This window comes from Candidatus Marimicrobium litorale (genome assembly GCF_026262645.1).
Taxonomy (GTDB): domain Bacteria; phylum Pseudomonadota; class Gammaproteobacteria; order Pseudomonadales; family Halieaceae; genus Marimicrobium; species Marimicrobium litorale.
This window is the reverse complement of the sequence record NZ_SHNO01000001.1, coordinates 1391549-1417835: the sequence shown is the minus strand read 5'-3', so window position 1 is coordinate 1417835 and position 26287 is coordinate 1391549. Positions and strand designations below refer to the sequence as shown.

25 protein-coding genes are annotated in these 26287 nt (G+C 53.1%); 14 read left to right on the top strand and 11 right to left on the bottom strand.

The window, feature by feature from the left end; translation table 11 throughout:
* Positions 1-137: 137 nt before the first annotated feature.
* Both EYC82_RS06425 and EYC82_RS06420 read right to left on the bottom strand, forming a co-directional pair.
* On the bottom strand, positions 138-1670 hold the full coding sequence (locus tag EYC82_RS06425; protein ID WP_279250660.1) for a DUF1254 domain-containing protein: 1533 nt from the start codon (positions 1668-1670) through the stop codon (positions 138-140).
* Between the two features lie 36 nt (positions 1671-1706).
* Positions 1707-2522: a transporter gene (locus EYC82_RS06420; RefSeq protein WP_279248720.1), complete on the bottom strand. Its 816-nt coding sequence runs from the start codon at positions 2520-2522 to the stop codon at positions 1707-1709.
* A 350-nt stretch (positions 2523-2872) separates the two neighbouring features.
* Here EYC82_RS06420 and EYC82_RS06415 point away from each other — a divergent pair, with 350 nt between their 5' ends.
* Entirely contained in the window at positions 2873-4108 is a 1236-nt protein-coding gene (locus EYC82_RS06415) for a serine hydrolase domain-containing protein (protein ID WP_279248719.1), read from the top strand.
* A 298-nt stretch (positions 4109-4406) separates the two neighbouring features.
* Here the strand turns inward: EYC82_RS06415 and EYC82_RS06410 are convergent, their stop codons facing one another.
* Positions 4407-5099 carry a hypothetical protein gene (locus tag EYC82_RS06410; RefSeq protein ID WP_279248718.1) on the bottom strand — a complete coding sequence of 231 codons (693 nt, stop codon included), beginning with the start codon at positions 5097-5099 and terminating at the stop codon, positions 4407-4409.
* A gap of 54 nt (positions 5100-5153) precedes the next feature.
* Positions 5154-6473 (bottom strand): spinster family MFS transporter, encoded by a 1320-nt coding sequence (locus tag EYC82_RS06405; RefSeq protein ID WP_279248717.1) that lies wholly within the window; start codon positions 6471-6473, stop codon positions 5154-5156.
* Positions 6474-6638: 165 nt separating this feature from the next.
* Between EYC82_RS06405 and EYC82_RS06400 the strand changes: the two genes are divergently transcribed.
* The 3 genes from EYC82_RS06400 (at position 6639) to EYC82_RS06390 (ending at position 10807) form a co-directional block, all read left to right on the top strand.
* On the top strand, positions 6639-8762 hold the full coding sequence (locus tag EYC82_RS06400; protein ID WP_279248716.1) for an oxidoreductase: 2124 nt from the start codon (positions 6639-6641) through the stop codon (positions 8760-8762).
* A 62-nt stretch (positions 8763-8824) separates the two neighbouring features.
* Positions 8825-10234: a 2OG-Fe(II) oxygenase gene (locus tag EYC82_RS06395; RefSeq protein WP_279248715.1), complete on the top strand. Its 1410-nt coding sequence runs from the start codon at positions 8825-8827 to the stop codon at positions 10232-10234.
* 252 nt (positions 10235-10486) lie between these two features.
* A complete protein-coding gene (locus tag EYC82_RS06390) occupies positions 10487-10807 on the top strand; it encodes a hypothetical protein (RefSeq protein WP_279248714.1) in 321 nt (106 codons plus the stop codon).
* Between the two features lie 153 nt (positions 10808-10960).
* On the opposite strand, the gene EYC82_RS06385 is transcribed toward EYC82_RS06390, so the two are convergent.
* The 5 genes from EYC82_RS06385 to EYC82_RS06370 all read right to left on the bottom strand — a co-directional run bounded on the left by EYC82_RS06385 (position 10961) and on the right by EYC82_RS06370 (position 13894).
* Positions 10961-11542: a DUF2452 domain-containing protein gene (locus EYC82_RS06385; protein ID WP_279248713.1), complete on the bottom strand. Its 582-nt coding sequence runs from the start codon at positions 11540-11542 to the stop codon at positions 10961-10963.
* 64 nt (positions 11543-11606) lie between these two features.
* The gene (locus EYC82_RS06380) at positions 11607-12140 is read right to left on the bottom strand and encodes a glutathione peroxidase (protein WP_279250659.1); all 534 of its coding nucleotides are present in this window, start codon (positions 12138-12140) and stop codon (positions 11607-11609) included.
* 64 nt (positions 12141-12204) lie between these two features.
* Positions 12205-12432 (bottom strand): YgaP family membrane protein, encoded by a 228-nt coding sequence (locus EYC82_RS18130; protein ID WP_423243897.1) that lies wholly within the window; start codon positions 12430-12432, stop codon positions 12205-12207.
* Positions 12433-12615: 183 nt separating this feature from the next.
* Positions 12616-13269, bottom strand: a complete 654-nt coding sequence (locus EYC82_RS06375) for a ChrR family anti-sigma-E factor (protein ID WP_279248712.1) — start codon at positions 13267-13269, stop codon at positions 12616-12618.
* 4 nt (positions 13270-13273) lie between these two features.
* Positions 13274-13894 carry a sigma-70 family RNA polymerase sigma factor gene (locus tag EYC82_RS06370; RefSeq protein ID WP_279248711.1) on the bottom strand — a complete coding sequence of 207 codons (621 nt, stop codon included), beginning with the start codon at positions 13892-13894 and terminating at the stop codon, positions 13274-13276.
* 231 nt (positions 13895-14125) lie between these two features.
* Here EYC82_RS06370 and EYC82_RS06365 point away from each other — a divergent pair, with 231 nt between their 5' ends.
* The 5 genes from EYC82_RS06365 to folE all read left to right on the top strand — a co-directional run bounded on the left by EYC82_RS06365 (position 14126) and on the right by folE (position 19353).
* Positions 14126-15385, top strand: coding sequence for an NAD(P)/FAD-dependent oxidoreductase (locus EYC82_RS06365; RefSeq protein ID WP_279248710.1), 1260 nt, complete (start codon positions 14126-14128; stop codon positions 15383-15385).
* A 20-nt stretch (positions 15386-15405) separates the two neighbouring features.
* Positions 15406-16116, top strand: coding sequence for a DUF1365 domain-containing protein (locus EYC82_RS06360; RefSeq protein ID WP_279250658.1), 711 nt, complete (start codon positions 15406-15408; stop codon positions 16114-16116).
* Between the two features lie 24 nt (positions 16117-16140).
* Positions 16141-17394: a cyclopropane-fatty-acyl-phospholipid synthase gene (locus EYC82_RS06355; RefSeq protein ID WP_279248709.1), complete on the top strand. Its 1254-nt coding sequence runs from the start codon at positions 16141-16143 to the stop codon at positions 17392-17394.
* 93 nt (positions 17395-17487) lie between these two features.
* Complete coding sequence (locus tag EYC82_RS06350) at positions 17488-18411, top strand: TIGR01777 family oxidoreductase (protein WP_279248708.1); 924 nt, start codon at positions 17488-17490, stop codon at positions 18409-18411.
* Positions 18412-18672: 261 nt separating this feature from the next.
* Entirely contained in the window at positions 18673-19353 is a 681-nt protein-coding gene (gene folE, locus EYC82_RS06345) for a GTP cyclohydrolase I FolE (RefSeq protein WP_279248707.1), read from the top strand.
* A gap of 12 nt (positions 19354-19365) precedes the next feature.
* Here folE and EYC82_RS06340 read toward each other — a convergent pair whose 3' ends face one another.
* Positions 19366-19818 carry a pyridoxamine 5'-phosphate oxidase family protein gene (locus tag EYC82_RS06340; protein ID WP_279248706.1) on the bottom strand — a complete coding sequence of 151 codons (453 nt, stop codon included), beginning with the start codon at positions 19816-19818 and terminating at the stop codon, positions 19366-19368.
* A gap of 171 nt (positions 19819-19989) precedes the next feature.
* On the opposite strand from EYC82_RS06340, the gene EYC82_RS06335 reads away from it, so the two are divergent.
* The 4 genes from EYC82_RS06335 (at position 19990) to EYC82_RS06320 (ending at position 24138) form a co-directional block, all read left to right on the top strand.
* Positions 19990-20490 carry a DUF2878 domain-containing protein gene (locus EYC82_RS06335; protein ID WP_279248705.1) on the top strand — a complete coding sequence of 167 codons (501 nt, stop codon included), beginning with the start codon at positions 19990-19992 and terminating at the stop codon, positions 20488-20490.
* A gap of 110 nt (positions 20491-20600) precedes the next feature.
* On the top strand, positions 20601-21257 hold the full coding sequence (locus EYC82_RS06330; RefSeq protein WP_279248704.1) for a hypothetical protein: 657 nt from the start codon (positions 20601-20603) through the stop codon (positions 21255-21257).
* A complete protein-coding gene (locus EYC82_RS06325) occupies positions 21254-22690 on the top strand; it encodes a cryptochrome/photolyase family protein (protein WP_279248703.1) in 1437 nt (478 codons plus the stop codon). Before EYC82_RS06330 ends, EYC82_RS06325 begins: the two co-directional genes overlap by 4 nt.
* Positions 22691-22722: 32 nt before the next feature.
* Complete coding sequence (locus EYC82_RS06320; protein ID WP_279248702.1) at positions 22723-24138, top strand: SDR family NAD(P)-dependent oxidoreductase; 1416 nt, start codon at positions 22723-22725, stop codon at positions 24136-24138.
* A gap of 14 nt (positions 24139-24152) precedes the next feature.
* Here EYC82_RS06320 and EYC82_RS06315 read toward each other — a convergent pair whose 3' ends face one another.
* Complete coding sequence (locus EYC82_RS06315; RefSeq protein ID WP_279248701.1) at positions 24153-24989, bottom strand: SDR family oxidoreductase; 837 nt, start codon at positions 24987-24989, stop codon at positions 24153-24155.
* A gap of 328 nt (positions 24990-25317) precedes the next feature.
* On the opposite strand from EYC82_RS06315, the gene EYC82_RS06310 reads away from it, so the two are divergent.
* On the top strand, positions 25318-26079 hold the full coding sequence (locus tag EYC82_RS06310) for an enoyl-CoA hydratase/isomerase family protein (protein WP_279248700.1): 762 nt from the start codon (positions 25318-25320) through the stop codon (positions 26077-26079).
* Positions 26080-26287: the final 208 nt, after the last annotated feature.

The window sequence follows — 26287 nt, the reverse complement described above, 5'->3', positions numbered from 1 at the left end:
CCGGGCGTTGCCCCGGCAGCCATCGGTTCGTCCGAGCAAAAATGGGTGTTAATGAGTGGCCCCCCTCATGGAATGAAGCATTGGAGCCGCTTGTACCCAGTCTGATCGCTTTTACTACACAGTGTTTCCATCTCAGGCTAGTTGTTGCCCGCATCGTCTATCAGCTCAAAGTCTCCTGGGCGCCAGGTTTTGTCAAACCACGGCTCCAATGGTCCATAAAGCCGAAATATACTCCACCAGCCCTTTCCGGCAACTGTCTGTATCCAATTAGCATTTTTGCCCTGCGGTGCCGTAGGACCAAAATACAGTTCAACCGAGCCATCGCTGTTCACCTTAAGCTCGTCTCGTTTGTTGTTTTTGCTTGGGTAGGGTTGTCCTGTTTGAAGCTCACTGCGTGTTTGTGGGTCGTATGCCACGACTGACCAAAAATCGTTGGCGGGAACATCGGCTGGAATACGCAAGCGGTATGTCTTGCTGCCGTCGAGGTAATTACCTTCCTTGTCTGTTGCAGCGACAGCATATTGAGATCCAGCCCCCACCATTTTCAAAACCATAGCGGGTGTGTTCAACGTGTAGCCGTAAAAGAACGCTGTACGTGCATCAAGGTTGCGGCCACCCTCGCCATTAGCAATGAGCCACTGGTAATCCCCGCCCAGAAACGCTGTGAACCATTGGCTGTCCTTGTAGTAAAAAGCGCTTTCATCCCGTGGTCTTAGCAGCAGGGCTCTAGCTGTCGCGTTACCGATAGCAACCCCGTCAGTCAAAATCTTTCGCATGCGCTCGTCGGGATCGAAAACGCTGCCTTTCTGTATGCCGATGCCCGCCAACTGGCCACGCAGTTCAGGGTCCAGAAAATCGACGGGCTCTCTTTGGATAACATCGTTGATTTCACTGAAAAAACTGAAATCGTTGGCGTGCACGGTGTTGAATGGAACGGTTGAGCCACTGATAAACTCCATCGCAGGCGGGTTATCTTTCTGGCTCAGTGGGTAAACTTTCAGTCCCTGTTTAACCGACAGGACGGCCGTATCTGTTTTGCCATCAACCAGAAAGCCTCGCAGCACCATCAGATTAATGTTGGAGGGCGAGCGGGCTTCAAAATAGCCTTCAGGGATTTCTCCCTCGTAGGACTCCGGAATAATCAGGTATTTGCCTCCTTTGCCCCGGTCCGGGCCTGGTGCGCCCATATCTGTCACGAAGCGGAAGTATGCATCGTTTACCGTGCTGGGGCCGCTACCTGCGGGAATTTCTACAACAACAGGTCCATCGCGCTCAAGGTCAAACACGACTGCTGAGTATACGGTGTCGGTGTTACCCGTAAGGAAAAGCGGGTTTGAGTCCAGTAATTGATCGAACATCATCACCTGATTCGACTGAGTAATGCCGAGATTTTCAAGACCAAGGCGCAGTCCTTCCAGCGATGCCGCCGGCACCATGTTTAGAAAAACCTCTGTAGCACGAATGGTGTCGAGATTATCGTACACTTTAGCCACAGTTTCTGCGTCTGGCATTCCATCAAAGAAGGTAAGCGTTCCAATAGATGTTTCAACGCTATCAGCTGTGAGAATAGACTCGGGTATGACCGTATTGAACCCGGGAGTCGGGTCTTTTGCGTATGCGGTAGTAAAACCCAAAAAAATGGCTGTCAGTACCAGGCCTATTTGCTTCATCACGTTTTTACTCCACAGGTGGTTGATATTTGCTCGTTAGCTGTCTTTCGGAAACAGAAATGTCAGTTGCAGGCGAAGGCCCCAGTCATCTGCACCATTAGCCGGAGAGTCCGCCCAGTAGCGCGCGCCGATACCCACCTGAAAAATTTGATTGCCCGCTTTTAGCATTTGCGCGACGAACAGATTTACCGGTACAGACCATTCATTAGCTTTCCAGTTATAAGATGACTCCGTATTCAAACTGATCGTGGTTTTTGTGCGGGTGACATAGGACAGGAAAGGCTGAACAAACATTGCACTAATGTCCTCACGACTGCCATCACCGGCAAACGAATTGACCTGATTGATCAGTGCACCATAGGTCCAGGGACCTTCCTGCTTCAAGGCCACAGCGGTAGGCCCTGCGCCCCATTTTTCCGCGCCCAGGACATCATCAGTCGCTGTGTCCAGATAGAGCACGGGTCCGGCTCCCCAGATCCAGCCCGCCGATGTGGGTGTCTTGGGGGAAAAGAAAATACTTTGGGTGATGTCTCCGAGTCCACTTTTATTAATGCCCGGCAACGGCATATTCTTCTGGTCGATTATTGGGAGTATGGTGCGTGAAATAATGTTCCAGTCTTCATTCAGCGAAATCGGAATGACGGGTTGAACATTGATCAGCCATCTCTCGCCTTCGCCACTGGCACCAAAATTTTCATCGTAGTTGGCTTGAATGGGTAGACTGATTAGATTTGCGATCGGGTTGGCGAGCTTCTTGGCGAGCTCGCTGGCCTCGTCTGCAACGACTCTCGTGGCGGTCGCTATGGCGAGCACGATGATCAGTACGATATTCACACAGTAATTGTTTGTCACTATTGTCACCTGCCGTCGTTCCGCAAGACCGCTGCCAGAGCTGCGGTGGGAATTTATGAATGAGTCTGTCTGGGAATGCATAAGATCGTTGCACCCTCTTTTTCGCTTTGGGAGCATAGCCGATTTTTCTTCATGCTCCTATCACGAAGCGGGCTTATAGTCACAATAAAAATATGGACATACAGTTGTTCCCGCTGAGATATCGGTTTGACCCGCATAGTTACCTCGAGAGGTCATCAGTCGTCATGGTGACTGGTGGCATAGGCACAGCTGCCGGTGCAGGTGCAGGGAACCAGCCCTGCAAGGTCAAAGGGGAGAGTCGCGCCCGCTCAGCATTGTGAGTGATCGTCTTGCGTGCTCTAATCGACGATCTGAAAACCCTGACCGTGGGATGTATCTTGAAACGCCTGATTCTCGTTGTTGCTCTTATTTCGTCCGGCCTGCTAATCCTTTGGATAACCGCTGATACGGACACACGAAGATTGATTGCCAATATTCCGACTGATCGCGATGCCTTGTTTTGGTCTATGGACCAGCGCGATGCCGCGTTTAGAGCAATGGATTGGCTGCCCATACTGGCGGACTCTCACACCATTGAGTCAGGCGGAAATCCCTACCCGCTGCCGCGCGGGAAGGAACTGGGCATAGAGGTCGACATTGAGGCCTATATGGTGGAGCAGCGCTCAGCTGCGATGGTCATAGTGCAAGACGGTAAGATACGCTTCGAAAAATACGGCCTTGATTTCACTGCAGATGGTCGTTGGACCAGCTTTTCGGTTGCAAAATCATTTACCTCTACGCTGGTGGGTGCCGCGATAAAGGATGGCTTCATCGCTAGCATTGATGACAAGATTTCACGCTATCTGCCCGATCTGAAGGGATCTGCCTACGACGACGTTTCTATTGAGCAACTGCTAACCATGACATCGGGTGTGCAGTGGAACGAGGACTATGAAGACAAAAATAGTGACGTAGCGTTGTTCAACGAGCATCGGGCGGAGGAGGGGTTGGATGTCACGGTGAGCTACATGCGAACGTTGCCGCGAGAGACCTCTGCGGGTAGTCGCTGGGTCTATAAAACCGGAGAAACCAATCTTATCGGTGTGTTGGTGAGCGCTGCAACCGGCAAAACTCTATCACAGTATTTGTCGGAGAAAATCTGGCGGCCTTTTGGTATGCAGCAGGATGGCAGTTGGTTACTCGGCTCTACAGGTCATGAGATCAGCGGTTGTTGTATTCAGGCAGCGACACTTGATTTTGCACGTTTTGGTCTGTTCATGCTGGCTGGCGGCATTGCTGGAGGTAATTCTGTTTTGCCGGAGGATTGGATTGAGACGGCTACCACGCGCCAGGCAGACATTGGTGTTGCGGGCAAGGGTTACGGCTATCAGTGGTGGACCTATGACGATGGAAGCTATGCGGCACAGGGTATATTCGGTCAGGGTATTTTTATAGATCCGAAGCGGAATCTTGTCATCGCTTCGAACAGTAACTGGCCGATAGCCTCTGACGCCGCAGGATTGGGAGCGCAGCGAGAGGGGCTCTACCGGATGGTGCAGCGCGCGGTCGATGCAGAGTCACAATAGGGAGCGGCACGATTGCGGCATGCGTTAGCGCGAAAGAGCTTTAGTCGCGTAGGTGTGACGACTCGGCTACTCGTTATCACTATGAGCCAATAAGGGTCACTCGAGGCAATCACTGGTGCCTACTGAAAAAGTCCTACAGTTGCTTGCTGGAACGGGTGTTTTATCCGCTGCTAACACTTGTTCTATTGCTGTGCGGCAAGGTCTAGTCTGCCCGCTTGCCTGACTCAGATCACATTCGCCCATGAGGCTTTTTTTATTAGGGCCAATAGCGCGGGTTTCGTTTGTCGTGAGCGCGGGCTCACGGTGTCTTCAAAATATACTCTGACAGTGGTAGTGATCGCAGTGTCGACGGGTCGCTGAAATCGCCGGCTTCTTCAGCACTTTTAGCCAACGCCTCATGGCTGCCAAACAATCTTTCCGGGTCGGTGTAGTCACGAAGCTCCCGAAAGCGCTCGCCCACGATGGCTCGCACAGCTGGAGCGCCGGGGGTTAGCGGCCTCGCGACAGCGTTGCGGACATATTCCCAGCGCAAGGGGTGCAGCTCGAAAGAAAAAGGCGTGTGCACTTCAAACCAGTTGTAAAAAAAATCAGCATCACTCAGGTCCTGCGCTTTATCAAACCAGGTGAAATGTGTCACCCCGGGACTGCGTTCTCCGTCGGCCCAGTTGCGGTCCACGCAGGCCTGGGGTATCGATTCTGTGACAAGGTAGCCATCTACACGAGTGCCATCGGCGCTTAACACAGTCTCAAGCGGTGCGCGATTATCCAGGCTGTCGATCCACACTGAGACAGCTGCGCCCAGCGTTTCCGCGTTACCCAGCAATAGCATAGGTCGTGGAATATCCTGCAGGAGGTCATTGACGCTAACCGTGAGGCCCGATACTCCGTCACTCAAAATAGTACGTTGCGATAGCCGTGTTAGCAGTTGGTCCCTGTAATCAGTTGCGTTGAAGCCTTCAGGGGGAAAGGTCAGGTAGACAATTTTTTCCATTTACACAGTATAAAGCGAACGGCGAGTGCATAAAACACCCATCAACTAGCCGTCTCACGCCCGGGCTCTCTCCAGATCTGCGTCCAGCGTGCGCCCGGCGCAGAAAATAATGATTGAGCCCACAGCGCCTAATAGCAGACTGCAGACCAGCGCATAACGGATTGAATTGATACCGTGCTCAGCGGCAAAAGCATCGCTCAGTGCGCCAACGATAAGGGGGCCTGCACCTGCACCGACAATGTTAACGATAAACAGCATGATTGCGGCAGCCGTAGCCCGCATCTGTAGCTTCGCGAGATTTTGGTTATTGCTGTACATGGCGGCCAGATAGACGTTGAGCAGCAGGTAGAACGGACCGAGTGCCCACAGGGAATGAATGGTGGACTCTGCCAGCAGAGCATAAATTCCAAGCGGAAAGCCGGCCATAGTCACCAGCACTGAAGCGCGCATTCCTCTCGATGCACGTTCCCTACCCAGTATATCCACGATTCTGCCTCCCAGTATGGTGCCAACGCTACCTCCAATGCCGACAATCAATCCCATCCAGTTGCCGATAGTAATAGGTGCCAGCTGGTGTATGCGCTCGTAAAACTCATAACCCCATATCAAAATAGCGTAACTGGCTATCGATACCAGTGAGAAACCGGTCATCATTAATACCCACGACCGACTGCGGACAAGGTATCTCAGTGTATCGCCGAGTGTTGTCGTTGTTTTATCTTCGATGCGTTGTTCCGAGAGGCCCCGCAGAGGCTCTCTGACAGTTAATCCGACCAATAGGGCAATAAGCAATCCTGGTGCTCCGACCACGATAAACGCGGTGCGCCAGTCAAAATACTCGCGCAGGTAGCCGCCTCCCAGGTAGGCAAGCGCAGACCCTACGAAAGCACCGCTGGTGTAAATGGCTAGCGCTGTCGCCCGGCGATCCATGCTGAAGTAGTCGGCGATCATCGAGTGAGAGGGGGGCGAACCGGCTGCCTCGCCAATTCCTACCAGTACTCGTGCAAGGGCAAGTTGGGCAAAGCTTCTGGCGAAACCGCAGGCGACAGTCATAGCGCTCCATACGGCCAGACCGATAGCAATGATGTTGCGCCGATTGCCCTTGTCCGCTAATCGGGCGATGGGTATGCCAGCAAAGGTGTACAAAAGAGCGAAAGCGAAGCCAGCAAGGAGCCCCATCTGCGTATCGCTGGCACCAAACTCCTCCTTTATAGGGCCAATAAAGACGGATAAAACTTGTCTATCGATAAAATTGAACACGTAGACGATAAATAGCACGCCCAGCACGTAGTTGGCATAGGCGGGAGAGGTTTGCTGATTAATGTGTTCACACCCCAGCGCGGATTTTTCCTGTTGCGCATCAGTATCGCTCATAGGGTGAGTCTTTCTTGTATTGCGTGACAATATAATGGATTAAATTGATCGGCGGGTCATCTGTTGCTGTCAAATTTACCGATCCCGTGTCTTCGACACAGGTAGTGCTCACGGCCTCGATTCGTTTTATGATGACCCATCGTCAGTCAGTGGAGAGTTACTCACGTGAGCACGCGTTTTCCAAATCTTGGCCAGCCCGGGCAAATAGGTTCCCTGCATCTGAAAAACCGTATGACCGTGGCAGCAATGGGCGCTAATCTGGCGGAAGAAGATGGCAGTTGTGGTGAACGGATTATTGCCTATCATGAGCGCCAAGCGCTTGGTGGTGCGGCGCTGATTGTGATGGGGGCGACCGGGGTCGCCTGGCCTGGCGGTGCTGTGCAGCCTCGTCAGGTTGCGATTTCAGAAGACCGACATATTCCGGGACTTCGTGCCATGGCCAAGGCATGTCACCGGCACGGGGCGAAAGTAGCGGCCCAGCTACACCATGGCGGTATTATAGCTGCACAGAGTTTCTGGAATGAAACACCCCAGGTCCTGTTGCCTTCTATGCCTGCAAAGCAGCGCAATGACATGGCAGACTTTCTGCTCACCGAAGAGCAACTGGCGCTCTATAATCCAGATGCTCAGGCGCCACAGCTCCATGTGATGGAAAAGAGCGATATCGAGATGTTGGTCGAGCGCTTCGCTCAGGCCGCAGGGCGCGCGGTAGAGGCGGGCCTTGACGCGCTTGAAATTCATGCCGGACACGGATACATCATTTCTGAATTTTTATCCCCGGCGATGAACCGGCGGGAGGACGAGTACGGTGGCACTCTGCAAAACCGGGCACGGCTGTTGCTGGAGGTTCTGACGGCTGTCCGCGGGCGTGTGGGCAGGGATTTTCCTGTCTGGGTTAAATTGGATTCACAGGAGTTTGGTCGGGAAGACGGCATTACATTAGAGGATGCAACGGCGACCGCGAGTATGTTGGCTGCTGCGGGTGTCGACGCGTTAGCCGTCTCCAGTTATCACGACTCGAACCGTGGTGCGACGCATTCCCAGTCAAATATTCCTCACCCGCCGGAGCACATGGTGACCAATGCGACTGCAATACGGCGCGCGGTCTCTGTGCCAGTGATTAGTGCGGGTAGAATTGAAGCGGCGGCGGCAAACGATCACATTGGCCAAGGACATTTTGATTTCTTCAGCATGGGACGGAAGATCCTGGCCGATCCTGACCTACCAAAAAAACTGTTGAATGATAGGCCGGCTGACGTACGTCCCTGCATATACTGTTATTGCTGTGCGAGTCAGATTTACATTCGCAAGGCGATGAAGTGCGCGGTTAATCCTGAAACTACACGGGAGCGAGAGCTGACGCTCGTGGCGACGGACCGCAAAAAACATATCGCGGTAGTCGGCGGTGGGCCCGCTGGCATGGAGGTCGCCCTGCGTCTTTCGCAGCGTGGGCACCGGGTTACTCTGTTCGAGGCGGGGAAGCGGCTCGGTGGCACCTTGCAGTTTGCCAGCATCCCCTATGAACCCAACCAAAAGCTGCTCAAGTGGTTGGTAGTTCAGGTGGCGCAATCGGAAGTAGACGTTCGTCTCGGCATGACAGTGACTGCCAGTCTCCTGAAGCCCCTGGGCGTTGACGAAGTGGTAGTCGCTACTGGCGCTACCCGTAGCATGCCCGAAATTGAGGGCAGCAACCGCAATTTCGTTTTCAGCGGAGATGAGCTTAGGGCTCTGGTAATGGGCGAATATTGCCCAACACTTTACGAAAAGATAGGTGGTTTCAATCGGTCATTGATCGGCTTCGCAGCAAAGATCGGGCTTACGAGGCGGCCCGGTTTAATGCGTTTGGTCTCTCGGGCCTGGCTGCCACTAGGAAAGCGTATCGTTATTATTGGCGGGGAACTGGTCGGTGTCGAATTAGCAGAGTTCCTTGCTGATCGTGGGCGAGAGGTTGTGGTTCTGGAGCAGTCTGATCGAGCGGGCAAGGGCCTATTTTTGGTTCGTCGTATGCGATTACTCACCGAATTGGCACAGCATGGGGTTACGGTCGCAACGGGTTCGAAAGGCGTGCGCATTGCTGAAGGCCGGGTGAGCTATAAGAATACGCTGGGTCAGGAGCGCACTGTCTCGGCTGACCATGTCATTGTGGCCAAGGGAGCGAGCGAAAATAGCCAGCTCAAAGAGGAGTTGCACACAGCGGGTCTTCGAGTGCACGCAATCGGCGACTGTGAAGGCGTCGCCTATATTGAAGGCGCTATACAAGCGGCGGCGGAGCTTGCTGTTACGCTGTAGTGCGTGGAGAGTGGTTGCAAGTTAGAGCGAGGTTGAAGCAGGACACAAGCAGGACAGAAGCGATGGAAAGAGCGTTTACGCACGACTGGCTCCAGTGGATAGAACTCAACCTCCAGCGTGGTTGTGACAAGGACGGCATATTCCGGGTGCTACTCGATGAGGGTTTTAGTCACCAGCAGATAGTGACGCAGATGCGGTATGAGCCCTCCGCCGATCCCGGGACCATTGAAAATCCTTTGTCTGTGTCTAATCAGGTCGGTCGCGATGCTAAAGCGGAGGCTTTTTTTCAGAAAGTGCGCCTTTACCGAGATAAGATATACCTTCCGAATGCGCGCCCACTGGATACGCAACTGGCCGAGCTCTACGTGCTGGATGATTTTCTCGATTCAGAGGAATGTGCTCGGCTAATGGCACTGATTGCATCTCAGCTGCACGATTCTTATATCGCCGCTACCAATGAGGAGGACGAGTCGTTTCGAACGAGCAGTACTTGTGACATGGGGCGACTCGACGATCCATTTGTAAAAGAAATTGATGCCAGAATCTGCAGGATGCTGGGTGTCGACTCCTCTTACGGGGAGGTGATACAGGGGCAGCACTATAGCGTTGGCCAGGAGTTTAAAGCGCATACGGATTATTTTGAAGCCGATCAGTACGACAAATACGCCACTGCGATGGGACAGCGCACTTACACATTTTTCATTTATCTTAATAATGTGGAGGAGGGTGGCGAGACGGAGTTTGAGTCACTGGACCTCGTTGTTCGCCCGAGACAGGGTAGCGCGATAGTCTGGAACAATCTCGATGCAAACGGTATTCCTAACCCAAACACGATACATCGCGCCCACCCCGTCAGGCGCGGAGAGAAGTACGTTATCACCAAATGGTTCCGGGCCTTGGGTTCCGCGCCCATGTATAGCAAAGAACCCAACGAGTATATTCACGGATACACCAGGCAGGGCTTCTGTAAAACGCGGTTAGACCCTGTTCTTTTCGAAAAGTTAGTGGCGTTTTATCGCGAGAACCGTAACGATGCCGTGGTAGAAACAATAGAGGGCGACTACGTTCGCACGAACGAGGTCGATAGTGCTGCCAGTACTGTTGTGGAGTTGCCCGCTTCACTGAAAGCTGCAATACACGTGTCCCTGCTGCATGAAATGAATGCGTGGAGCGGCACGTTACTCGAGCCAACCCACGTTTATGGCATTCGGGATTATCAGCGAGGCGCGGTGCTGGAGATGCATCGGGACCGTCTCGAGACACATATTATCAGTGCCATCATAAATGTGGCTCAGGATATTCACAGCCCTTGGCCGCTTTGTGTGGAGGATCACTATTATCGCCTGCATCAGGTATATCTGGAGCCTGGCGAGGTGGTGTTTTATGAAGGTGGGCGACTGCGTCACGGGCGTCCTTATGCACTGGATGGCGCTTCTTTCGCAAATATTTTCTGCCATTATCGACCCGCATGATGGTAGTGGAACCAGTAATGCGTTCTATCGTGAGGCCATTCTAGTTTTACCTGCGACGACCGAGTGGACGCCGTTGATTAACGTCGGCCTCTGATCGGCACACGATGTCTCGCTTTGGCGACCCCCACCGCCTTAATATCAGGTTTCGATCATGGCGTCAGTCTGAGCGCTGAGCCGTTATTCGCACTATCTGATGTGATCTGAACTGTAGGTCTTGCCGTAACCATAATGTATTCTAAAGCACGGAGAAGAATGATGTTCAGTAAATACAAGGTGGGCGCGCTGTGTGCCATTTTGCTGACAGGCGGCGCACATGCCAGCGACACCGGCTCGATCAACAAGATCAAGACTGGGATACTGCCCACAGGCGGTTTTTTCAGTATTTATGAAGCGGCTTGCCCGCAGAATACAGCGGTGAGCATTGCCAGCACAGATCGACGACAGCGCTGGTGCGTTCAATCAGACGGGCAGCTGCGCTGTTTCGGGGCAGCAAGTGAGGCGACTCGCTATGCATGCTCAGGGGTGTTGCTTGCGGACAGCACTGATGACTCTGGCAGGGTACTTACCCAATAGTTATGGAAGAGATAGTTTCCTTCCGACAGTAAACACCTTCTCTCCCCCCCAATACTGAGAAGGTGCTTGTAGCCCCGCGCGACTGATATCGCGTGGGGTTTTTTTTGCCTAAAGATTGCGAAAAGTGAAGGAGGGGGTGGAGGGCGTATGCCGCTATTGCGGTGCGACTAACGACAGGCAGGCAGAATCCTGCAACAGCGCCTGCATCGTATCGCCGCTCGTGGGGAGGGACTGTTTCAGCGATGAAGAAAGAGCACACATTAGCAAGCGTCGATAGTAGGGTAACTCTCGCACGTAATGTGGCAGGCTGTCGCTGATGGACTCCTGCTCCGCCAGGCTCCCGACAAAAGCGTGAATATAGTGGTGTAAGGCATCACGGGACTTGCTGTCGTCTGAAGCGAGTGTGTCTGTTAGCAACTCCCACGTCATGTCAGGTCGCAGATAACAAGCAGCAAGAAAGGTATCTGCTTTTTCACTGGACCACTGTCCTGGAGCGATCAGAGACAGTGTCCAGTCGGGGCCACTCGTGTAAAGATAGTACGTTTTGCCGACCACGGGTTTGAATGCAAAGGATGCAGATAAAATAAAGGAGGAAAGGCAATAATCTCTGAGGAAAGCGCCTGGCGATTTGGGATCCAGTAGACCCGTTTTCAGGTTCGCCAGATCCTGCAAAACAGGCACAAGGCCTTTGCCTTGGGGATTAGGATTTTTCTCGTAGGTAGAGTGCGTATTCACGGATCGATCCAGTGCCGCGTGTCGCGGATAAAAACATGCAATAATGGGAGACGCAATGTTGTGATCAAGGCGTGACGGCCTGCTCAATCGCTGCAATTAGTGCGTCGCTTTGCGGCTTGGTATTGCTGCCGAATTGCTCTATCACTGCGCCGTCACTGCCCACCAGGTATTTGTTAAAATTCCAGGAGGGTGAGCCAGTTTGCCGTGCCAGCTCAGTGAATACCGGGTTGGCGCTATCTCCGCGAACGCTGGAGGGTGCCATCATTGTAAACGTGACGCCGTAGTTCTTATAACAAACGGCGGCTGCTTCGGACTCGTCTTTGGCTTCCTGGCGGAAATCATTGCTCGCAAAACCAACCACCACGAGGCCCCGCTCTTTATAGGCTTCGTGAAGCTTTTCAAGACCGGTGAATTGAGACGTGTAGCCGCAATGGCTTGCAGTATTAACGATGAGTAGTGGTTTGCCTGCCGCAACCTCGCAAAGATTGACGGTGTCATTCGAATGGAGCTTTCTCAGATCATGGTTGAGAAAATCCGGACAAGTAGCTGCAGCGTTCACAGAGAACAATAAAAAAACCAAAGAGATAAGCTTGTACATAAGAGTGTGATCCTCTTGTTCAACGCGTGTAGGTAAACTGCATTGAAGAATATGGGTTGCCTGGTCAGCAAGTTGAGGTAGGACGCGCCAGTTTTCTGCTCGTGTTAACGTCAAGCACATACCAAAGATAGCAGCGGGAAAAGATGCCATTCAAAATCAAAAACAGTGAAATGAGAGAAACGAACCACTCTACACCGTTAAGAGGGTACTGAGAAAAGGTCCACGCGGCGAAGATAAGACCGAGTGCAAGACGCAATACTCGCTCTATATTGCCCAGGTTTTTTTCAATCATGAGAAACCCCTCGTTGTTCAATTTGTTAATTCAATAATATTACGCTGCTGACTGGCAGATGGATCAGTATGACGAGGCGGTTGTGCAGTCGGTGTGTGGCGAGAGGATCAAGAAAACGGGCTGTCAGGCCATGATAGGCCTGGCAAACACCAGGCCTGCGGAAAGTGAGTAGGCGCTCGGTGCCTACACTGCTTTCAGCTTGAGAAAAGGATTCATCCAGCGGAACTTCCAACCCGTAAACTTCAAGGGCGCGTCCAGCACTGCCAGACAAATACAATCCTCTGACTGCACCGCCGTAGGTGCATGCACGTCCTCCGGACGCCTGAAAATAAAATCACCTTTGTGGTATGTACCGTCGGCATCCGAAAATCCGCCCTCAAGTACCAGGGTCATTTCAGTGCCTCGATGCGTGTGCTCGGGAATTCGTCCACCTGCCTTTATGTGGTAGAGAGCGAACTCGTGCTTCGGATCGCCTAACTTAATATAGCTGATGCGCAGGGCAGCCCCGATCTTCTTCCAATTCAGGTCAGAGAAATCACCGCTCATCAGGCGCTGCAGTATCGCCGGCGTGGCGTTGCGATCATCCTCAGCCTTGGCATAGGACAGAGGCGCCTCCTCGTCCAGCCTTGCCAGTACGCTGTCCAACAGCTCGTCGCCCACTGCCTGCGGCTGGAGATTATTGAAGAGTGCCGCTCCCACCTCGCTCATTTGACTTGAGAGCTGCTGGCAATGCTCGCAGTGCTGAATGTGAACTGAAATACAGGCTGCTTGTGCCAGGGGCAAAGACCCAGCAGTGTATTCCGTTAAAAGATCTGTTTCTGGATGAAAATTAGCCATAGTTCTATCTTTCGATTTGTATTTGGAGTTTTTGAATGGCCAGCCGTACACGGGACTTTACCGTACCCAGCGGGATGTCGAGTTCTGCAGAAACCTCAGAGTGCGATTTACCTTCCATATAGACCTTCACCAGGATCTGAGATTGCTCATTGGGCAAGTCGCCTAATAGCGCCTTGATTCGCTCCCTGTTGCGCTGTTGGTGCAGCAGCAGGAAAGTTTCTTCCGTTTCAGCCTCGTAGCCCATATCCTCGGCGGTGAGCGAGGTATCGAACTTGTTCAGCCGCCGGTACAGGTCAGTGCGGCAGTTTCTGGCTATTGTGTAAACCCAGGTACTGGCCGCAGCCTTAGATGGATCAAACGCGCCCGCTTTTTGCCATACCTTCAGCATGACTTCCTGCACCAACTCGTCGGCGTGATTTGCTGACAAGGTGGAGCCGGAGTGTGCAAAAGCTTTCATAAGGGGGGCAAAGTGCCGGAAGAGACGAGTAAAGGCGGCCCTATCCTCGTTTTGCGCAATCAAAGTGATGCATTCGCTCCACTCATCGGTGCGTCTTCCGCCTTTCACCTGCGCGTCGTTTGCCGCATTGTTCAGGTCATTATCGGTTGTTTCGGCCACAAGCAGCATTCTGAATTCCGGATAGGTTTTCTTAGTATACGCCGATAAGGTAAGTCGGATCACCCCGATGCACTTTTTTTAGCGAGCGTCAGCGACGAGGTCGGGGAAGGCAGTGATATCACGGCTTGCCCCAGCCACAGAGCGACCGGGCAGTGTGATCCGCGGGTCGAGAAATCGCGTAAACTGACTCATAAATCATAAGGATGTGTGGCTGCACCGCGGCCGGGAGAGCAGTAAGCGATGAAAATTGCGGTTATCGGGTCGGGCATATCGGGTTTAGCCAGCGCACATTATCTTAGCGCTAGTCACGACGTGTCTGTATTTGAAGCGAATAAGCGAATTGGCGGACACACCGCTACAATGGATGTCGAGCTCGGCACCCGGCGATATGCGATAGACACCGGCTTCATTGTCTTTAATGATTGGACCTATCCAAACTTTATTGCGCTACTCGACGAGTTAGGGGTAGCCAGCACCCCCACCGAGATGGGTTTTAGCGTCGCTGACCCTGAAACGGGTCTGGAGTATTCCGGAGCGAGCTTGAATACGCTGTTTGCACAACGGAGCAATCTTTTCTCCGCCTCTTTCATTAAGATGGTGCGAGACATACTCAGGTTTAACAGAGAATCTGTGGCGGAATTGGATTCTGGCGTGTTGGACAACGAAGAAACGCTGGGGCGTTATCTGGCCAGGCATGGTTATGGCGAGAAATTTACTCGCCAGTACCTTGCAGCAATGGGATCGGCGATTTGGTCCTCAGATGCGACGACCATTCTCGATTTCCCTTTGGTATTCTTCCTGCGATTTTTCAAGAATCATGGCCTACTGTCAGTGGCGAACCGGCCCCAGTGGAGGGTCATTACCGGTGGCTCCCGTGAGTATTTGGCGCCTCTATGCGCGCGGTTTTCCGAGCGCCTTTACGCTGATACCGCGGTTGCGTCAGTGCAGCGGTCTGCCGCTGGGGTGACACTGCAGTTGGAGGACGGGCGAGCCTTACCCTTTGACCAGGTAGTGATAGCGACACACTCCGACCAGGCATTAAGGCTGTTGGAAGAGCCCACAGCAGCGGAGAGTGAGCTGCTTGCCGCCATACCCTACCAGGCAAACGATGTAGTGCTGCATACGGATACCCGAGTGCTGCCTAAGAACCGCAAAACCTGGTCCAGCTGGAATTACAGGCTTGGCGGGGCTGAGCAGCGGTCCGTTGTGACCTACAATATGAATATATTGCAGGGTATCAAGGCGCCGGAAACATTTTGTGTGACACTGAATAATACCGATGAGATTAACCCGCATCGTATCCTCGGGCATTTTAGTTATGACCACCCGGTGTTTTCGCGCGAAAGCCTCGCAGCCCAGCAGCGGTGGGGCGAGATAAATGGGGTGAGCAACACATGGTATTGTGGGGCCTATTGGCACAATGGCTTTCATGAAGATGGCGTAGTGAGCGCCCTGCGGGTTGCGAATGCTATAGAGGATAGCCAGAGGGCTGCTGCTTGAAGTCACGTCTCTACGAGGGGGTGTTGCGTCACCGGCGCACACATCCCAAGCAGCACGCATTTCAATACAGAGTGTTCATGCCTTATATTTGCTTGAGCGAAATGGGTGAGCTGTTCAAAGACACGCCGTTCTGGTCGCAATCCCGTCCAGCATTCGGGCGGTTTCAGCGCAGTGACTTTATGGGAGATCCAGCCATAGCGTTGGAGGACGAGGTAAGGCGCCGCATATTTGAAGAGACTGGCGAGACGCACAAGGGCCACATTTACCTGTTGGCTAATCTGCGATATTTTGGACACATCATCAATCCGATTGCAGTGTATTATTGTTTTAATGAAGACGAATCCAATCTCGAGTGGGTGGTAGCCGAGGTCACGAATACGCCCTGGGATGAGCGGCACAGTTATGTGTTGGCCGGGCCGGCCGCCGGGAAATGGCTAAATACCCAGTTTGATAAATCATTGCATGTGTCGCCCTTTAACCCGATGGCGATGCAGTATCATTGGCGCAGCAGCACGCCGGACCACAGGCTGATTCTGCACATGGACAATCACCATCAGGGGGAGAAGGTGTTTGACGCCACCTTGGCGTTGTCGGCACGTCCTTTCACTGCGCGCAATCTTAACCGTTTGCTGGCTCGATACCCTTTCATGACCTTAAAGGTTCTGTGGGGCATTTACTGGCAGGCACTCAAACTTTACCTCAAGGGTGTTCCCGTTTTTGCACACCCGTGAAAATCGACTTGGTAGGATGACACTATGAGCAATGGACGCATTTCCAGCATCGGGATGCCGCACACCGCCCCAGCCCGTGTGACGGACAGGATTGCGAGGGAAACCCTGTTCCGGCTGTTAGGAAAGGTGGAGATTGGATCTCTGACGATGCACGAGGGTCCCCAGAGTTATCACTTTGGGCAGCACGACGATCCGGCACATCCGCACGCAGAGATTCACATTCACGACGCCGCCGTCTACGCACAGGTGTTGAGCGGTGGATCACTCGGGGCAGGCGAAGCCTACATCAAGGCGCGTTGGTCGTCGCCTGATCCTGTACAGGTAACACGTCTGTTCAGTGCCAACATGGTAGCGATGGAGAGCCTGGATTCCGGTCAGTCTCGCATCGCGCTAATGCTCCTCAAGATCGGTCATTGGTTGAAACGCAACACTCAAAAGGGTTCACGGGAAAATATTACAGCGCACTACGATCTCGGCAATAAGTTCTTCGAATTGTTCCTGGATCCCACCATGATGTACTCTGCGGCGCTGTTTGCCGATCCTGCTGCCTCACTAGAGGCGGCTTCGGTGGCCAAGTTGGAGGAGATTTGCCGGCAGTTGTCACTTAAGCCCGATGACCACCTGTTGGAAATTGGCACAGGCTGGGGCGGTATGGCGATACATGCGGCCAAGCACTATGGTTGTAAGGTCACCACTACGACTATTTCAGCGGAGCAATACGAGTATGCGTGCGAACAGGTGAAGGAGGAGGGCTTGGAGGACAGGGTGACCCTGTTATGCGAAGACTACCGTCACCTGACAGGGCAATACGACAAACTGGTGTCGATAGAGATGATAGAGGCGGTGGGACACCAGTTTTACAAAGACTATTTCGAAACCTGTTCTCGCCTGCTCAAAGACGATGGGAAAATGGTACTACAGGCAATAACGATACCAGACCGTCGTTATGAGGAAGCGCGTGATTCGGTGGATTATATTAAGCGTTACATATTCCCGGGTGGCTGCCTACCTTCGCTGTCCGTGATGGCCGAACATGTTGCCAGAGACACCGATATGCAAATGGTACATCTTCGGGATATTACAGAAGATTATGCCATTACCCTTGCGCGGTGGCGGGAGCGTTTTTTGCTGCAGACTGAAGCGGTCGAACAAATGGGTTTCGATCAAGATTTTATCCGCCTCTGGGATTACTACCTCAGCTATTGTGAGGGTGGTTTCAGGGAGCGCATCATCGGCACCGTGCAACTGGCATTGGCTAAACCGGGCTTTCGTTTTTAGCGTGCAGGACGAATATCGCTGCCACGCTGCTTGCACACGCGATGAGTGCTTCTGGCGCGCACCGTGCAACCATGGATTAGTTCGGCCTAACAAATGACAGAGCCCAGACGTTTGCTAGTAACGGGTGGTACCGGCTTTATCGGGAAAGTCCTGTGTCGCAGTCTGCTTCAGTGTGGCTACAGGGTAACGGTGCTTACGCGCAATGCTGCCGCTGCGTCACAGGCGCTTCCTCTTCCCGGCATTGATTTCGTCGAGTCACTGGACGTGCTCGGAGCCAACGGGCTTTGGTTTGGAGTTGTCAATCTGGCGGGCCAGCCCTTGGATAGCGGCCGATGGAACAGCGATCGCAAAGTTGAATTCCGCGACAGTCGAATAAACCTCACCAATGCTCTGGTTTCATGGATGGGTGAGCTTGACCAGTCGCCGGAGGTGTTTGTGTCAGCGTCAGCGACCGGGTGGTATGGGCACTGGCACGACGAATTGCTAGATGAGGACAGTCGCTGTAATACCGGATACGCACAGCGTTTATGCGCTGACTGGGAGCAGGCCGCCCGCGACGGACTGCCGCAGGGATGTCGTGGGTGTCAGTTGCGTATCGGGATCGTACTGGGGCCAAGCGGGGGTCCCTTGTCGGCTATGCTGACCCCGGCACGCCTCGGTCTGGGAGGTGCCATGGGAACTGGCTTGCAGTGGTGGTCCTGGATTCAAGTCGAGGACCTCGTGCGCCTCATCTGCTTCTTGCTCGAAGAGGCGACCATAGAGGGTGCGGTCAATGGCACAGCGCCAAATCCGGTGCGGCAGAGGGATTTCGCGAAGATCCTTGGCCGTGTATTAGGGCGTCCAGCGCTCTTGCCCCTGCCGGGGTTTGTGGCCTCGCTGGTTCTGGGTGAATTCGCAGATGAGATCCTTCTGAAGGGTCAGCGCGTTGTGCCCGCCCGGGCACTGGCGGCGGGTTTTATCTTTGATTATCCCGAACTGGGAGACGCTCTCAAGGCAACTATCGACGTGCCTCGATAGTTGATCCGATGCGGGTGGGGCAGCGTAATTATTGTTACAGCAACCAGACAGTGTGCGAGAACCCAGCTCGACCCGTTGACTTAAAGCGGCGTGGGGGATGATGTTAACGGGAGGTGTATCGTCCCCACGATGTCTCTTTCCTAGCCAGCAGGTCGAAATCGACAAAGAGATGGTTTTTTGAGTAGAGTGTGATTGCAGGGGGGATGCCGGCTCGGCAATGCGGCCCCGCGAACTTTGACAAAAAAAGAGAGAGAAATCGCTATGAACACAGTTCTGATGGAGTCCGTAAGCGCACCGTCTCTGGCAATTTCGGAAGAAGCCGAGCTTGTCCGCGGTGTACTGTTGTCGCACGGGTTGGAAACGCCACTCATTTACAACGGCCTTAGCCGTGACCAAAAGTATGAACGGATCAAAGAGTCTTTTGCCGACATCGCCCACACGTTAGGGCTGGACTTGACCGACGACAGTTTGGCAGAGACGCCTCAACGCATCGCGCGGATGTACGTGGATGAAATGTTTTCAGGACTCGACTATGCCACGTTTCCCAAGGTAACGGCCATCGAGAACAAGATGGGTGTTGAGGAAATGGTCAAGGTCAGTGATATACAGGTCGTCAGTACCTGCGAGCACCACTTTGTCACTATCGACGGGGTGGCCCAAGTGGCTTATATTCCATCGACCAAAATCATCGGTTTGTCGAAGATCAACAGAATTGTGCGATTTTTTGCCCAAAGGCCGCAGGTTCAAGAACGGTTGACTCAGCAAATTCTTGTTGCATTGCAGACGCTTCTGGAAACGGAGAACGTGGCCGTAACCATTGCCGCGACTCATTATTGCGTAAAAGCAAGAGGTGTTATGGACGCGGGATCGAACACGCGGACAACGGCGCTGGGTGGTCAGTTTAAAAGCAATGCATCGACCCGGTCGGAGTTTTTTGCCTGACGTAAAAGACGATCAGGAAGTACCCATCCGTTCACGATAGTCCCAACTGAACAATCGCGATGGGGAAATGGTGATAATCATCTCCCCCTCCGCACGTGACAGTAGCCACTGCGCGAATGGGGACTCCAGCGAGCCGACATAGCGCAGCAGTAATTCCCGCAACAAGGAACTGTCGCCCAGAGGGGTTAAAGTAGCTTCTCCCTGGCCTCTGATGCCGTGGTAAGGCGGTGAGTCACCCGATATCTCAAAGCCAACCCTTGAGTTGCCCTCCAGCATGCGTGCGAGGTGAGACGATTGGTGTGTTACGCAACACAACGACGGCGCCTGGTAAAGAAACCACAGCGAGATAACGCGAGGGAATTGGTCCTGCGCCACCGTGGCGAGTCGAATGGGAATGGTCGATTGTTCGAGAAACGCTTCGACTTCCGGCTTGGTCCAGGGACCGTTCAATGTGGCTGCATTCATGAGTGATTCCATGGGGTACTCACTTTGAGTGGGGTAGACAATGTCGCCCCCATTCTTCACGCGTTTGGGATGAGGTATGTGATCTGATTCCAGTATCGCGCGTAATTATCACAAAGCCCAGCACGAAAAGTAAGTGGGTATAGGTTGCGTCACCGAAGAGTGGGTTTCACTATGCCATACCGGCTTTTAAATGGTGTCATGTTCAATGTTGCCTGGCTTGGCATTGTAATGAGTCAGTCTGCATTCGTGGCGCCTGCTGCGGCGGCTTTGCTGTTGCTAGTGCACTTTGCCGTGATGGGCGAGGGCGTCAGGGAGCTTCGTTTTATCGCCGGGCTGACCCTGGTAGGGGTTTGCATTGATCAGTTGCTGTTTAGAGTGGGCGTATTCACGATCGCCGGAAGCATTGCTGGTCCTCCTTTGTGGATTACTTGTTTGTGGCCTGCACTAGGCACGACTTTTATGCACGCTTTCGCGGGGCTGAGCGGCAAGCCGCTACTGGCCGCAATCGTGGGAGGGGTTGGTGGAGCCGCGTCTTACATCGCAGGGACTCGGTTGACGCAGGTGTCTTTCGCAGCGGATATTTCAGGCCCAATCATTTTGGCCGTGTTGTGGGCTGTTATCTTTCCGGTAGCACTCGCTATCGCTAATAGAAAAGATAGCGGACCGGCATGAACACCAGGCAACGAAATCACAATGCGCGCGTGTCACACCCGTTTCAATGCGGGCCGATTGGTAGAGCAGCGTGCCTAGCATTTTGCTTGTTTTCGTTAGCGACTGGCGCCTTGGCGTCTGAGACGCGCGCAGTGGGCAGTGCTTTCGACAAGGCAAGTGGTAAGTTCCTCTATAAAGAGTTGCATCGCTGTCTGATCGATGAGAAATATTGCTCAGTCGAGTATCGCGATAATGCTGGCAAGCTCCTTGCCTCCAAGACGCTTGATTACCGCGGTAAGCCATATCAGCCCTCACTCGTCGTGAAAGACTATCGCTTCGATAGCGAGTTATCCGTGGGGCCGCCAAATGATGACGCGTTGGTGGTGGATGCTGGCTTCGATAATTTTGTGCGCAGTCGCTGGGAGGTTTTGAACTCAGGCGGCAGTGTGCAGTTCGATTTTCTTGTGCCTGGCAGGGACACACCCATCGCGATGCGCGCAGATCGGGATAACCGTGAAGATTGTGATGCTGGAGCTTTGTGTATTCAGGTGGGTTTGGATTCGTGGCTGCTCGCGCGCTTCGTCGATCCTATTCTGTTAACGTACGCTTCCGATGACCGATTGCTGTTGCGTTACGACGGCCCCGGAAATCTCGCTTCTCGAGATGGTTCTATGCCCAACGTGATCATTTATTACGAGCACCTTGAGACGCAGGACTGGGAGTTGTTGGACTGGGGTAGCGAGGACCTGAGTGTAAATGATTGGACAGAGAGCAGGATAGCGCGATGAATGAAGTTGCCTCAATTTATTGGTTTAGATCTGATCTGCGCCTGACAGATTTACCCGGTTTGTCAGCGGCGAGCGCCGCGGGCCCTGTGCTGGCTTGCTATGTGTTCGACGAACTGAGTGACGACGCATGGACGCTAGGATCGGCGAGTCGCTGGTGGCTGCACCGCAGTCTCAGTGCGCTTGGCAGTGAATTGCAAAAAAGAGGTGGTAAGCTGATATTAGCGCAGGGTCGGCCCGAAGCGGTGTTGACACAGCTTGCCTGCGAGATTGGCGCCGACACCGTATTCTGTTCCAGAGAGTACGAGCCTTGCTCTGACGATACAGAGCGGCGTGTTGCGGAGTCGCTCGCGGAAAACGGGTTGCGGCTCAAACGCTATGGGGGCACGCTTCTGTGGGAGCCCGAGCAGGTTAGAACCCGCAGCGATACGCCGTTCAAAGTGTTTACCCCATTTTGGAAGTGCTGTCTCACGCTGCCGGAACCGAACCTCGCGGCGGGTGGCACGTTACGTTTTTGGCAAGGACAGTCAGCAGCAGGAGTGTCTCTGGAAAATCTTGGCCTTGACTGTACGGATGATGAGAGCGCCCGCTGGGCCGACTATTGGTCGCCGGGGGAGGCAGGCGCCAAGGAGAGCCTGCGGGTTTTTGAAGAGTCGGCGCTTGATGGCTACAACGAGGGAAGAGACTTTCCCGAGCGGGCAGCCACGTCTTTGTTATCTCCTCATTTGCGTTTCGGAGAAATATCTCCGCATCGTGTTTTCCATTTTATCAGGGAGGCATCGCGCGGTCGTCCGGATTTACAATCGGAAGCGGATAGCTATCTGCGGGAACTGGGGTGGCGAGAGTTTTCGCGACATTTGCTTTATCACCATCCCTCCCTGCCCGAACAGCCTTTTCGGTCAGAGTTTGCCCGATTCCCGTGGTGTGGGGTGAAAGAATCCCTCATTGCGTGGCAGGAAGGAAAGACCGGCTATCCAATCGTCGACGCTGGTATGCGTGAATTGAGACAGACGGGCTATATGCACAATCGGGTTCGGATGATAACAGCATCGTTCCTGTGCAAGCACTTGTTGATCGATTGGCGCGCCGGGCAGCGGTGGTTTTGGAATTACTTGATGGATGCTGATCTGGCTGCGAATGCGTTTAATTGGCAGTGGGTGGCGGGCAGTGGGACTGATGCATCCCCGTATTTCAGGATCTTTAGCCCAATGGCGCAAGGGGTCAAGTTTGATAAGGCGGGTGCATACGTAAAGGAATGGGTGCCTGAGCTATCCGCGTTGCCGCCACGTTATGTGCATAGCCCCTGGGAAGCCCCCGCGGCAGTGCTTGACGACGCCGGAATCTGTCTTGGAGATAATTACCCTTTCCCACTGGTAGACCACGTTACCGCGCGCAAGACGGCCTTGGCTGCCTATGATGAAGTGCGGGCTGCGTAACGTATGTCTGAGAGAGCTGCGAGCGAATCGATATGACGACACTGAATGAATCTGTAGACGTAGCGCGAAGCATAGATGAAGTCTTTGCGTACGTCAGCGATTTCACAACTACTGCCGAGTGGGACGCGACAGCGACCAGCGCGGTCAAGCTGACAGCGGGCAAGATTCGGGTTGGAACTGAATTCAAGGTTGTTTGCGCTTTACCCGTCGGAAGTGTGTCAATTCTGTACCGTATAACTGAACTTCGTGCGCCTGATTTTATTCGCCTGGAAGGACGAAGCGCATTATTTACGGTAACTGACAGTATCCATTTTTACCGTTCTAAACGGGGTACCCGAATAGATTACGAAGCGAAGTTCGAATTCAAGGGGATCCTTGCGCCGGTTTTTTCCCTGTCGAGGAAGGGTTTAGAGAGCATGGGGTGGGAATCTGTCGACGGGCTGAGGGCAGCACTGGAAGATACATTTGCCATTGGTGCCGCAGGCGATGGAATTCCGGGCCCCGCTCGGCTGCTACCGGAGCTCTCTCGTTTTACGCGTTGGGGTTATATTAGGGGCCTGAAACGCTTCAATCCGATGTCAAAATCCATGCTGGGCAAGCACGTCGTGCTGACTGGTGCTACTGCCGGTCTGGGACATGCGGCGGCGCATGACCTGGCGACTCGCGGAGCAGACTTGACGCTGGTGGTGCGAGATAAAAGGAGAGGGCACAGACTGGTCACAGAGCTAAAAAGGGAAACAGGTAATGACGAGATCCGTTATGAACTGGCAGACCTCAGCCTGATGTCAGATGTGGACGCACTGATAGAACGCTTTTTGCAATCAGGTAAATCTATAGACGTGTTAATTAACAATGCCGGAGCGCTTTTTAATCCCCGTGGCCAGACAGCCGAGGGCTTCGAACAGAGCTACGCACTGTTACTTTTGAGTCCTTACCGACTTACGGAGGGCTTGTCTCCTCTGTTGATTCAGGCGGGCGAGAGCCGCGTGATTAACGTTGTTTCCGGTGGTATGTATACTTCCAAATTGGATGTCGATGCGCTTCCTAACGACGAAAATGGCTCGTATTCAGGCAGTGCCGCCTATGCGAGAGAAAAAAGAGCTCTTATGGTACTCACGGAGGAGTGGGCATCGCGCTGGAAAAAACAGGGCATTGTTGTCAATGCGATGCACCCTGGCTGGGCCGATACTCCTGGCGTCCGCAGTGCGCTTCCGGGATTCAGGAAAATTACCCGTCCAATCTTGCGCACGGCGCAGCAGGGTGCCGACACCATAGTCTGGTTGGCGGTCGCTCGGGAGACCGGCAGCGTCACTGGAAAACTGTTCCTCGATAGAGAGGTAGTGTCTACCCACCTGGTCGCTGGAACACGGGAGGATGCAGCAGAGCGAGCAAAGTTGTTACGTTTGCTCGACGAGGCGGCGCATAGCAGCGCGGCCCTCTCGGCTTGATGGGGGTAGAATTTTTACCCCAGATTAGCCGTTCTTCCTAAGCACTCACAACATTCCTCCCAGAGCTTTTTCCTCGCGGATGCATCCGTTGTAAGTTTGTGGGCCTTCCCCTTTTTACCGCGGTCGAAGTATTCGCCGGTCGGCATAGATGCAGGGTTCATGCCTGCAAGGAGCAGAGACGTTTTTGCTCCCTTTTCTGGTGACGTAAAAAAGAGCTTCAGGAAAAATTGCGAGAAAGCAGAGTAGTTGTGCAAGATGCCGGTGTTGACCGCTCCGGGATGCAGTGAGTTGACCGAAATATCGCGACTGCGCAATCGTTCCGCAAGTTCACACGCCAACATGGTCATCGCAAGTTTGCTTTGACCATACGAGCCACTGCTGCTGTATTTATTCCAGCCTTGAAAGCTGTCAACGTCCAGCTTGCCAAACTTGTGCATTAGGGAGGAAACGAAGATTACCTGGCTGGGTGCGGCCGCATCAAGAGCGGGTAATAGTTCCAGAGTTAGCTGGAATGGTGACAATGCGTTGACGGCGAACTGCAGCTCAAAACCATCGGCTGTAATAACCTGCTCGTTGCTCATCAGGCCCGCATTATTGATGAGAATATCGAGTGATGGGTAGACTTCGAGAAATGTCTTAGCGCAGTTTTCAATAGATTCTCTTGAGGCCAGGTCGAGGTCGATAATATCGATATTCTCATTGGCAGTCGCTTCGACGATTTTATCGCGAACCATTTCTGATTTTGCGCGATTACGGTTTGCCATTACAACGCGATGTCCTGCACTGGCCAGCTCCAGCGCCGTCACCTTGCCGATGCCGCTGGTTGTTCCCGTAATTAATATTGTTTTCATAATAATTTTCCTCGATCTCCGTAAGCAGTATAGTGAATTACATACCGGTGTTCGATATCTGCTACTCGTTGGTCGAATCTTGCGCGTTATGCCGTTTTTAATAATTTAAAAAGCCGTTCAGCGGCTTTATTGACTGAAACGTCTCAAGCGTCCTGCAATGTTACGCCACTGTGTATACTGGCGCAGAACTAAAAAATACCTATGCTTGGCTCACTTGCTGTCGCCAAGGAGTGGGGTGTTGGTGATAGCATCGCCAGATCAGTAAAAATTTCTGCCTAAATAGTGATTGGCAGCTTGTTTTGGAACCTGTAGCCGAAGAGGTATAAAGATGAGCATAATCACCTATAGCACTATTGGTAATTGTGCGGTTCTTACAATGAACCGCCCCGAGGCCCTGAACGCCATTACTACCGATATGTTGAATCTTTTCGAGTCGCAGCTCGATGCTATCGAGAAAGACGATAGCCGAGCCGTTATCCTGACCGGAGCTGGACGCGCTTTTTGCCCCGGCTCAGACATAAAGAGTCCACCGGATAATGTCAGGGCTCGAATTGATCAAGTACACCGTCTCATTAGGCGTCTGCTCGAATTTCCCAAGCTCAGTATAGCGGCCATCAATGGTCTGGCACTTGGTGGCGGTCTTGAACTGGCTTTGGCGTGCAGTTTTCGAGTTGCAGAGAGCGATGCCAAGCTGGGTTTGCCGGAAATTAAGATAGGTCTTATGCCGGCCTATGGCGGCACTGTGCTTTTGCCTCGTTTGATTGGCGCGGGTCGCGCTCAGGAGATGATGCTGGGGGGGCGGTCCGTATCGGGACAAGCGGCGCTATCGATGGGACTTGTCAACAGCTTGTTTGAAACACCGGAAATTGCAGTGCAGGCCGCTCATGATTTCATCCAGCCCTATTGTAATTTCAGTCAGATACCGCAGCGGGCAATTCGCGATGCGATACTCACCGGTTCCGATGCCAGTTTGGCCGATGCGCTTGAGCACGAATATCGGTTGCTGGAGTCTGTATCTGCCAGTGACGATTGTCTGGAGGGGGTTAATGCATTTATTGAGAAGCGACCACCGCAGTGGAAAGACCGCTAGTGGCTAAATAAAGTCGGCTTGACCGCATCGGTTTGTCGCCAGTGGGGCGTTACGTGCCGAGCCACAGCCTATTCATTTGTTGTCAACGAGATGCTGAGGATTGAGTGGCGCGGGCTTTACTTCTGGCTGTGGGTGTAGTGAAATCGAACGATAAAAGTAACATATAGCGATATTCGCGGTGATTTTGGTAGAGCCGCGGTTTTCACAT

Excerpts from the sequence above, each read along its gene's own strand:
- EYC82_RS06320 (WP_279248702.1), top strand. The coding sequence starts at position 22,723 with ATGACGACACTGAATGAATCTGTAGACGTAGCGCGAAGCATAGATGAA.
- EYC82_RS06395 (WP_279248715.1), top strand. The coding sequence starts at position 8,825 with ATGGAAAGAGCGTTTACGCACGACTGGCTCCAGTGGATAGAACTCAAC.
- EYC82_RS06375 (WP_279248712.1), bottom strand. The coding sequence starts at position 13,269 with ATGGCTAATTTTCATCCAGAAACAGATCTTTTAACGGAATACACTGCT.
- EYC82_RS06365 (WP_279248710.1), top strand. The coding sequence starts at position 14,126 with ATGAAAATTGCGGTTATCGGGTCGGGCATATCGGGTTTAGCCAGCGCA.
- EYC82_RS06405 (WP_279248717.1), bottom strand. The coding sequence starts at position 6,473 with ATGAGCGATACTGATGCGCAACAGGAAAAATCCGCGCTGGGGTGTGAA.
- EYC82_RS06340 (WP_279248706.1), bottom strand. The coding sequence starts at position 19,818 with ATGAATGCAGCCACATTGAACGGTCCCTGGACCAAGCCGGAAGTCGAA.
- EYC82_RS06410 (WP_279248718.1), bottom strand. The coding sequence starts at position 5,099 with ATGGAAAAAATTGTCTACCTGACCTTTCCCCCTGAAGGCTTCAACGCA.
- EYC82_RS18130 (WP_423243897.1), bottom strand. The coding sequence starts at position 12,432 with ATGATTGAAAAAAACCTGGGCAATATAGAGCGAGTATTGCGTCTTGCA.
- EYC82_RS06370 (WP_279248711.1), bottom strand. The coding sequence starts at position 13,894 with ATGCTGCTTGTGGCCGAAACAACCGATAATGACCTGAACAATGCGGCA.
- EYC82_RS06425 (WP_279250660.1), bottom strand. The coding sequence starts at position 1,670 with ATGAAGCAAATAGGCCTGGTACTGACAGCCATTTTTTTGGGTTTTACT.
- EYC82_RS06310 (WP_279248700.1), top strand. The coding sequence starts at position 25,318 with ATGAGCATAATCACCTATAGCACTATTGGTAATTGTGCGGTTCTTACA.
- EYC82_RS06325 (WP_279248703.1), top strand. The coding sequence starts at position 21,254 with ATGAATGAAGTTGCCTCAATTTATTGGTTTAGATCTGATCTGCGCCTG.
- EYC82_RS06350 (WP_279248708.1), top strand. The coding sequence starts at position 17,488 with ATGACAGAGCCCAGACGTTTGCTAGTAACGGGTGGTACCGGCTTTATC.
- EYC82_RS06335 (WP_279248705.1), top strand. The coding sequence starts at position 19,990 with ATGCCATACCGGCTTTTAAATGGTGTCATGTTCAATGTTGCCTGGCTT.
- EYC82_RS06390 (WP_279248714.1), top strand. The coding sequence starts at position 10,487 with ATGATGTTCAGTAAATACAAGGTGGGCGCGCTGTGTGCCATTTTGCTG.
- EYC82_RS06315 (WP_279248701.1), bottom strand. The coding sequence starts at position 24,989 with ATGAAAACAATATTAATTACGGGAACAACCAGCGGCATCGGCAAGGTG.
- folE (WP_279248707.1), top strand. The coding sequence starts at position 18,673 with ATGAACACAGTTCTGATGGAGTCCGTAAGCGCACCGTCTCTGGCAATT.
- EYC82_RS06380 (WP_279250659.1), bottom strand. The coding sequence starts at position 12,140 with ATGTACAAGCTTATCTCTTTGGTTTTTTTATTGTTCTCTGTGAACGCT.
- EYC82_RS06355 (WP_279248709.1), top strand. The coding sequence starts at position 16,141 with ATGAGCAATGGACGCATTTCCAGCATCGGGATGCCGCACACCGCCCCA.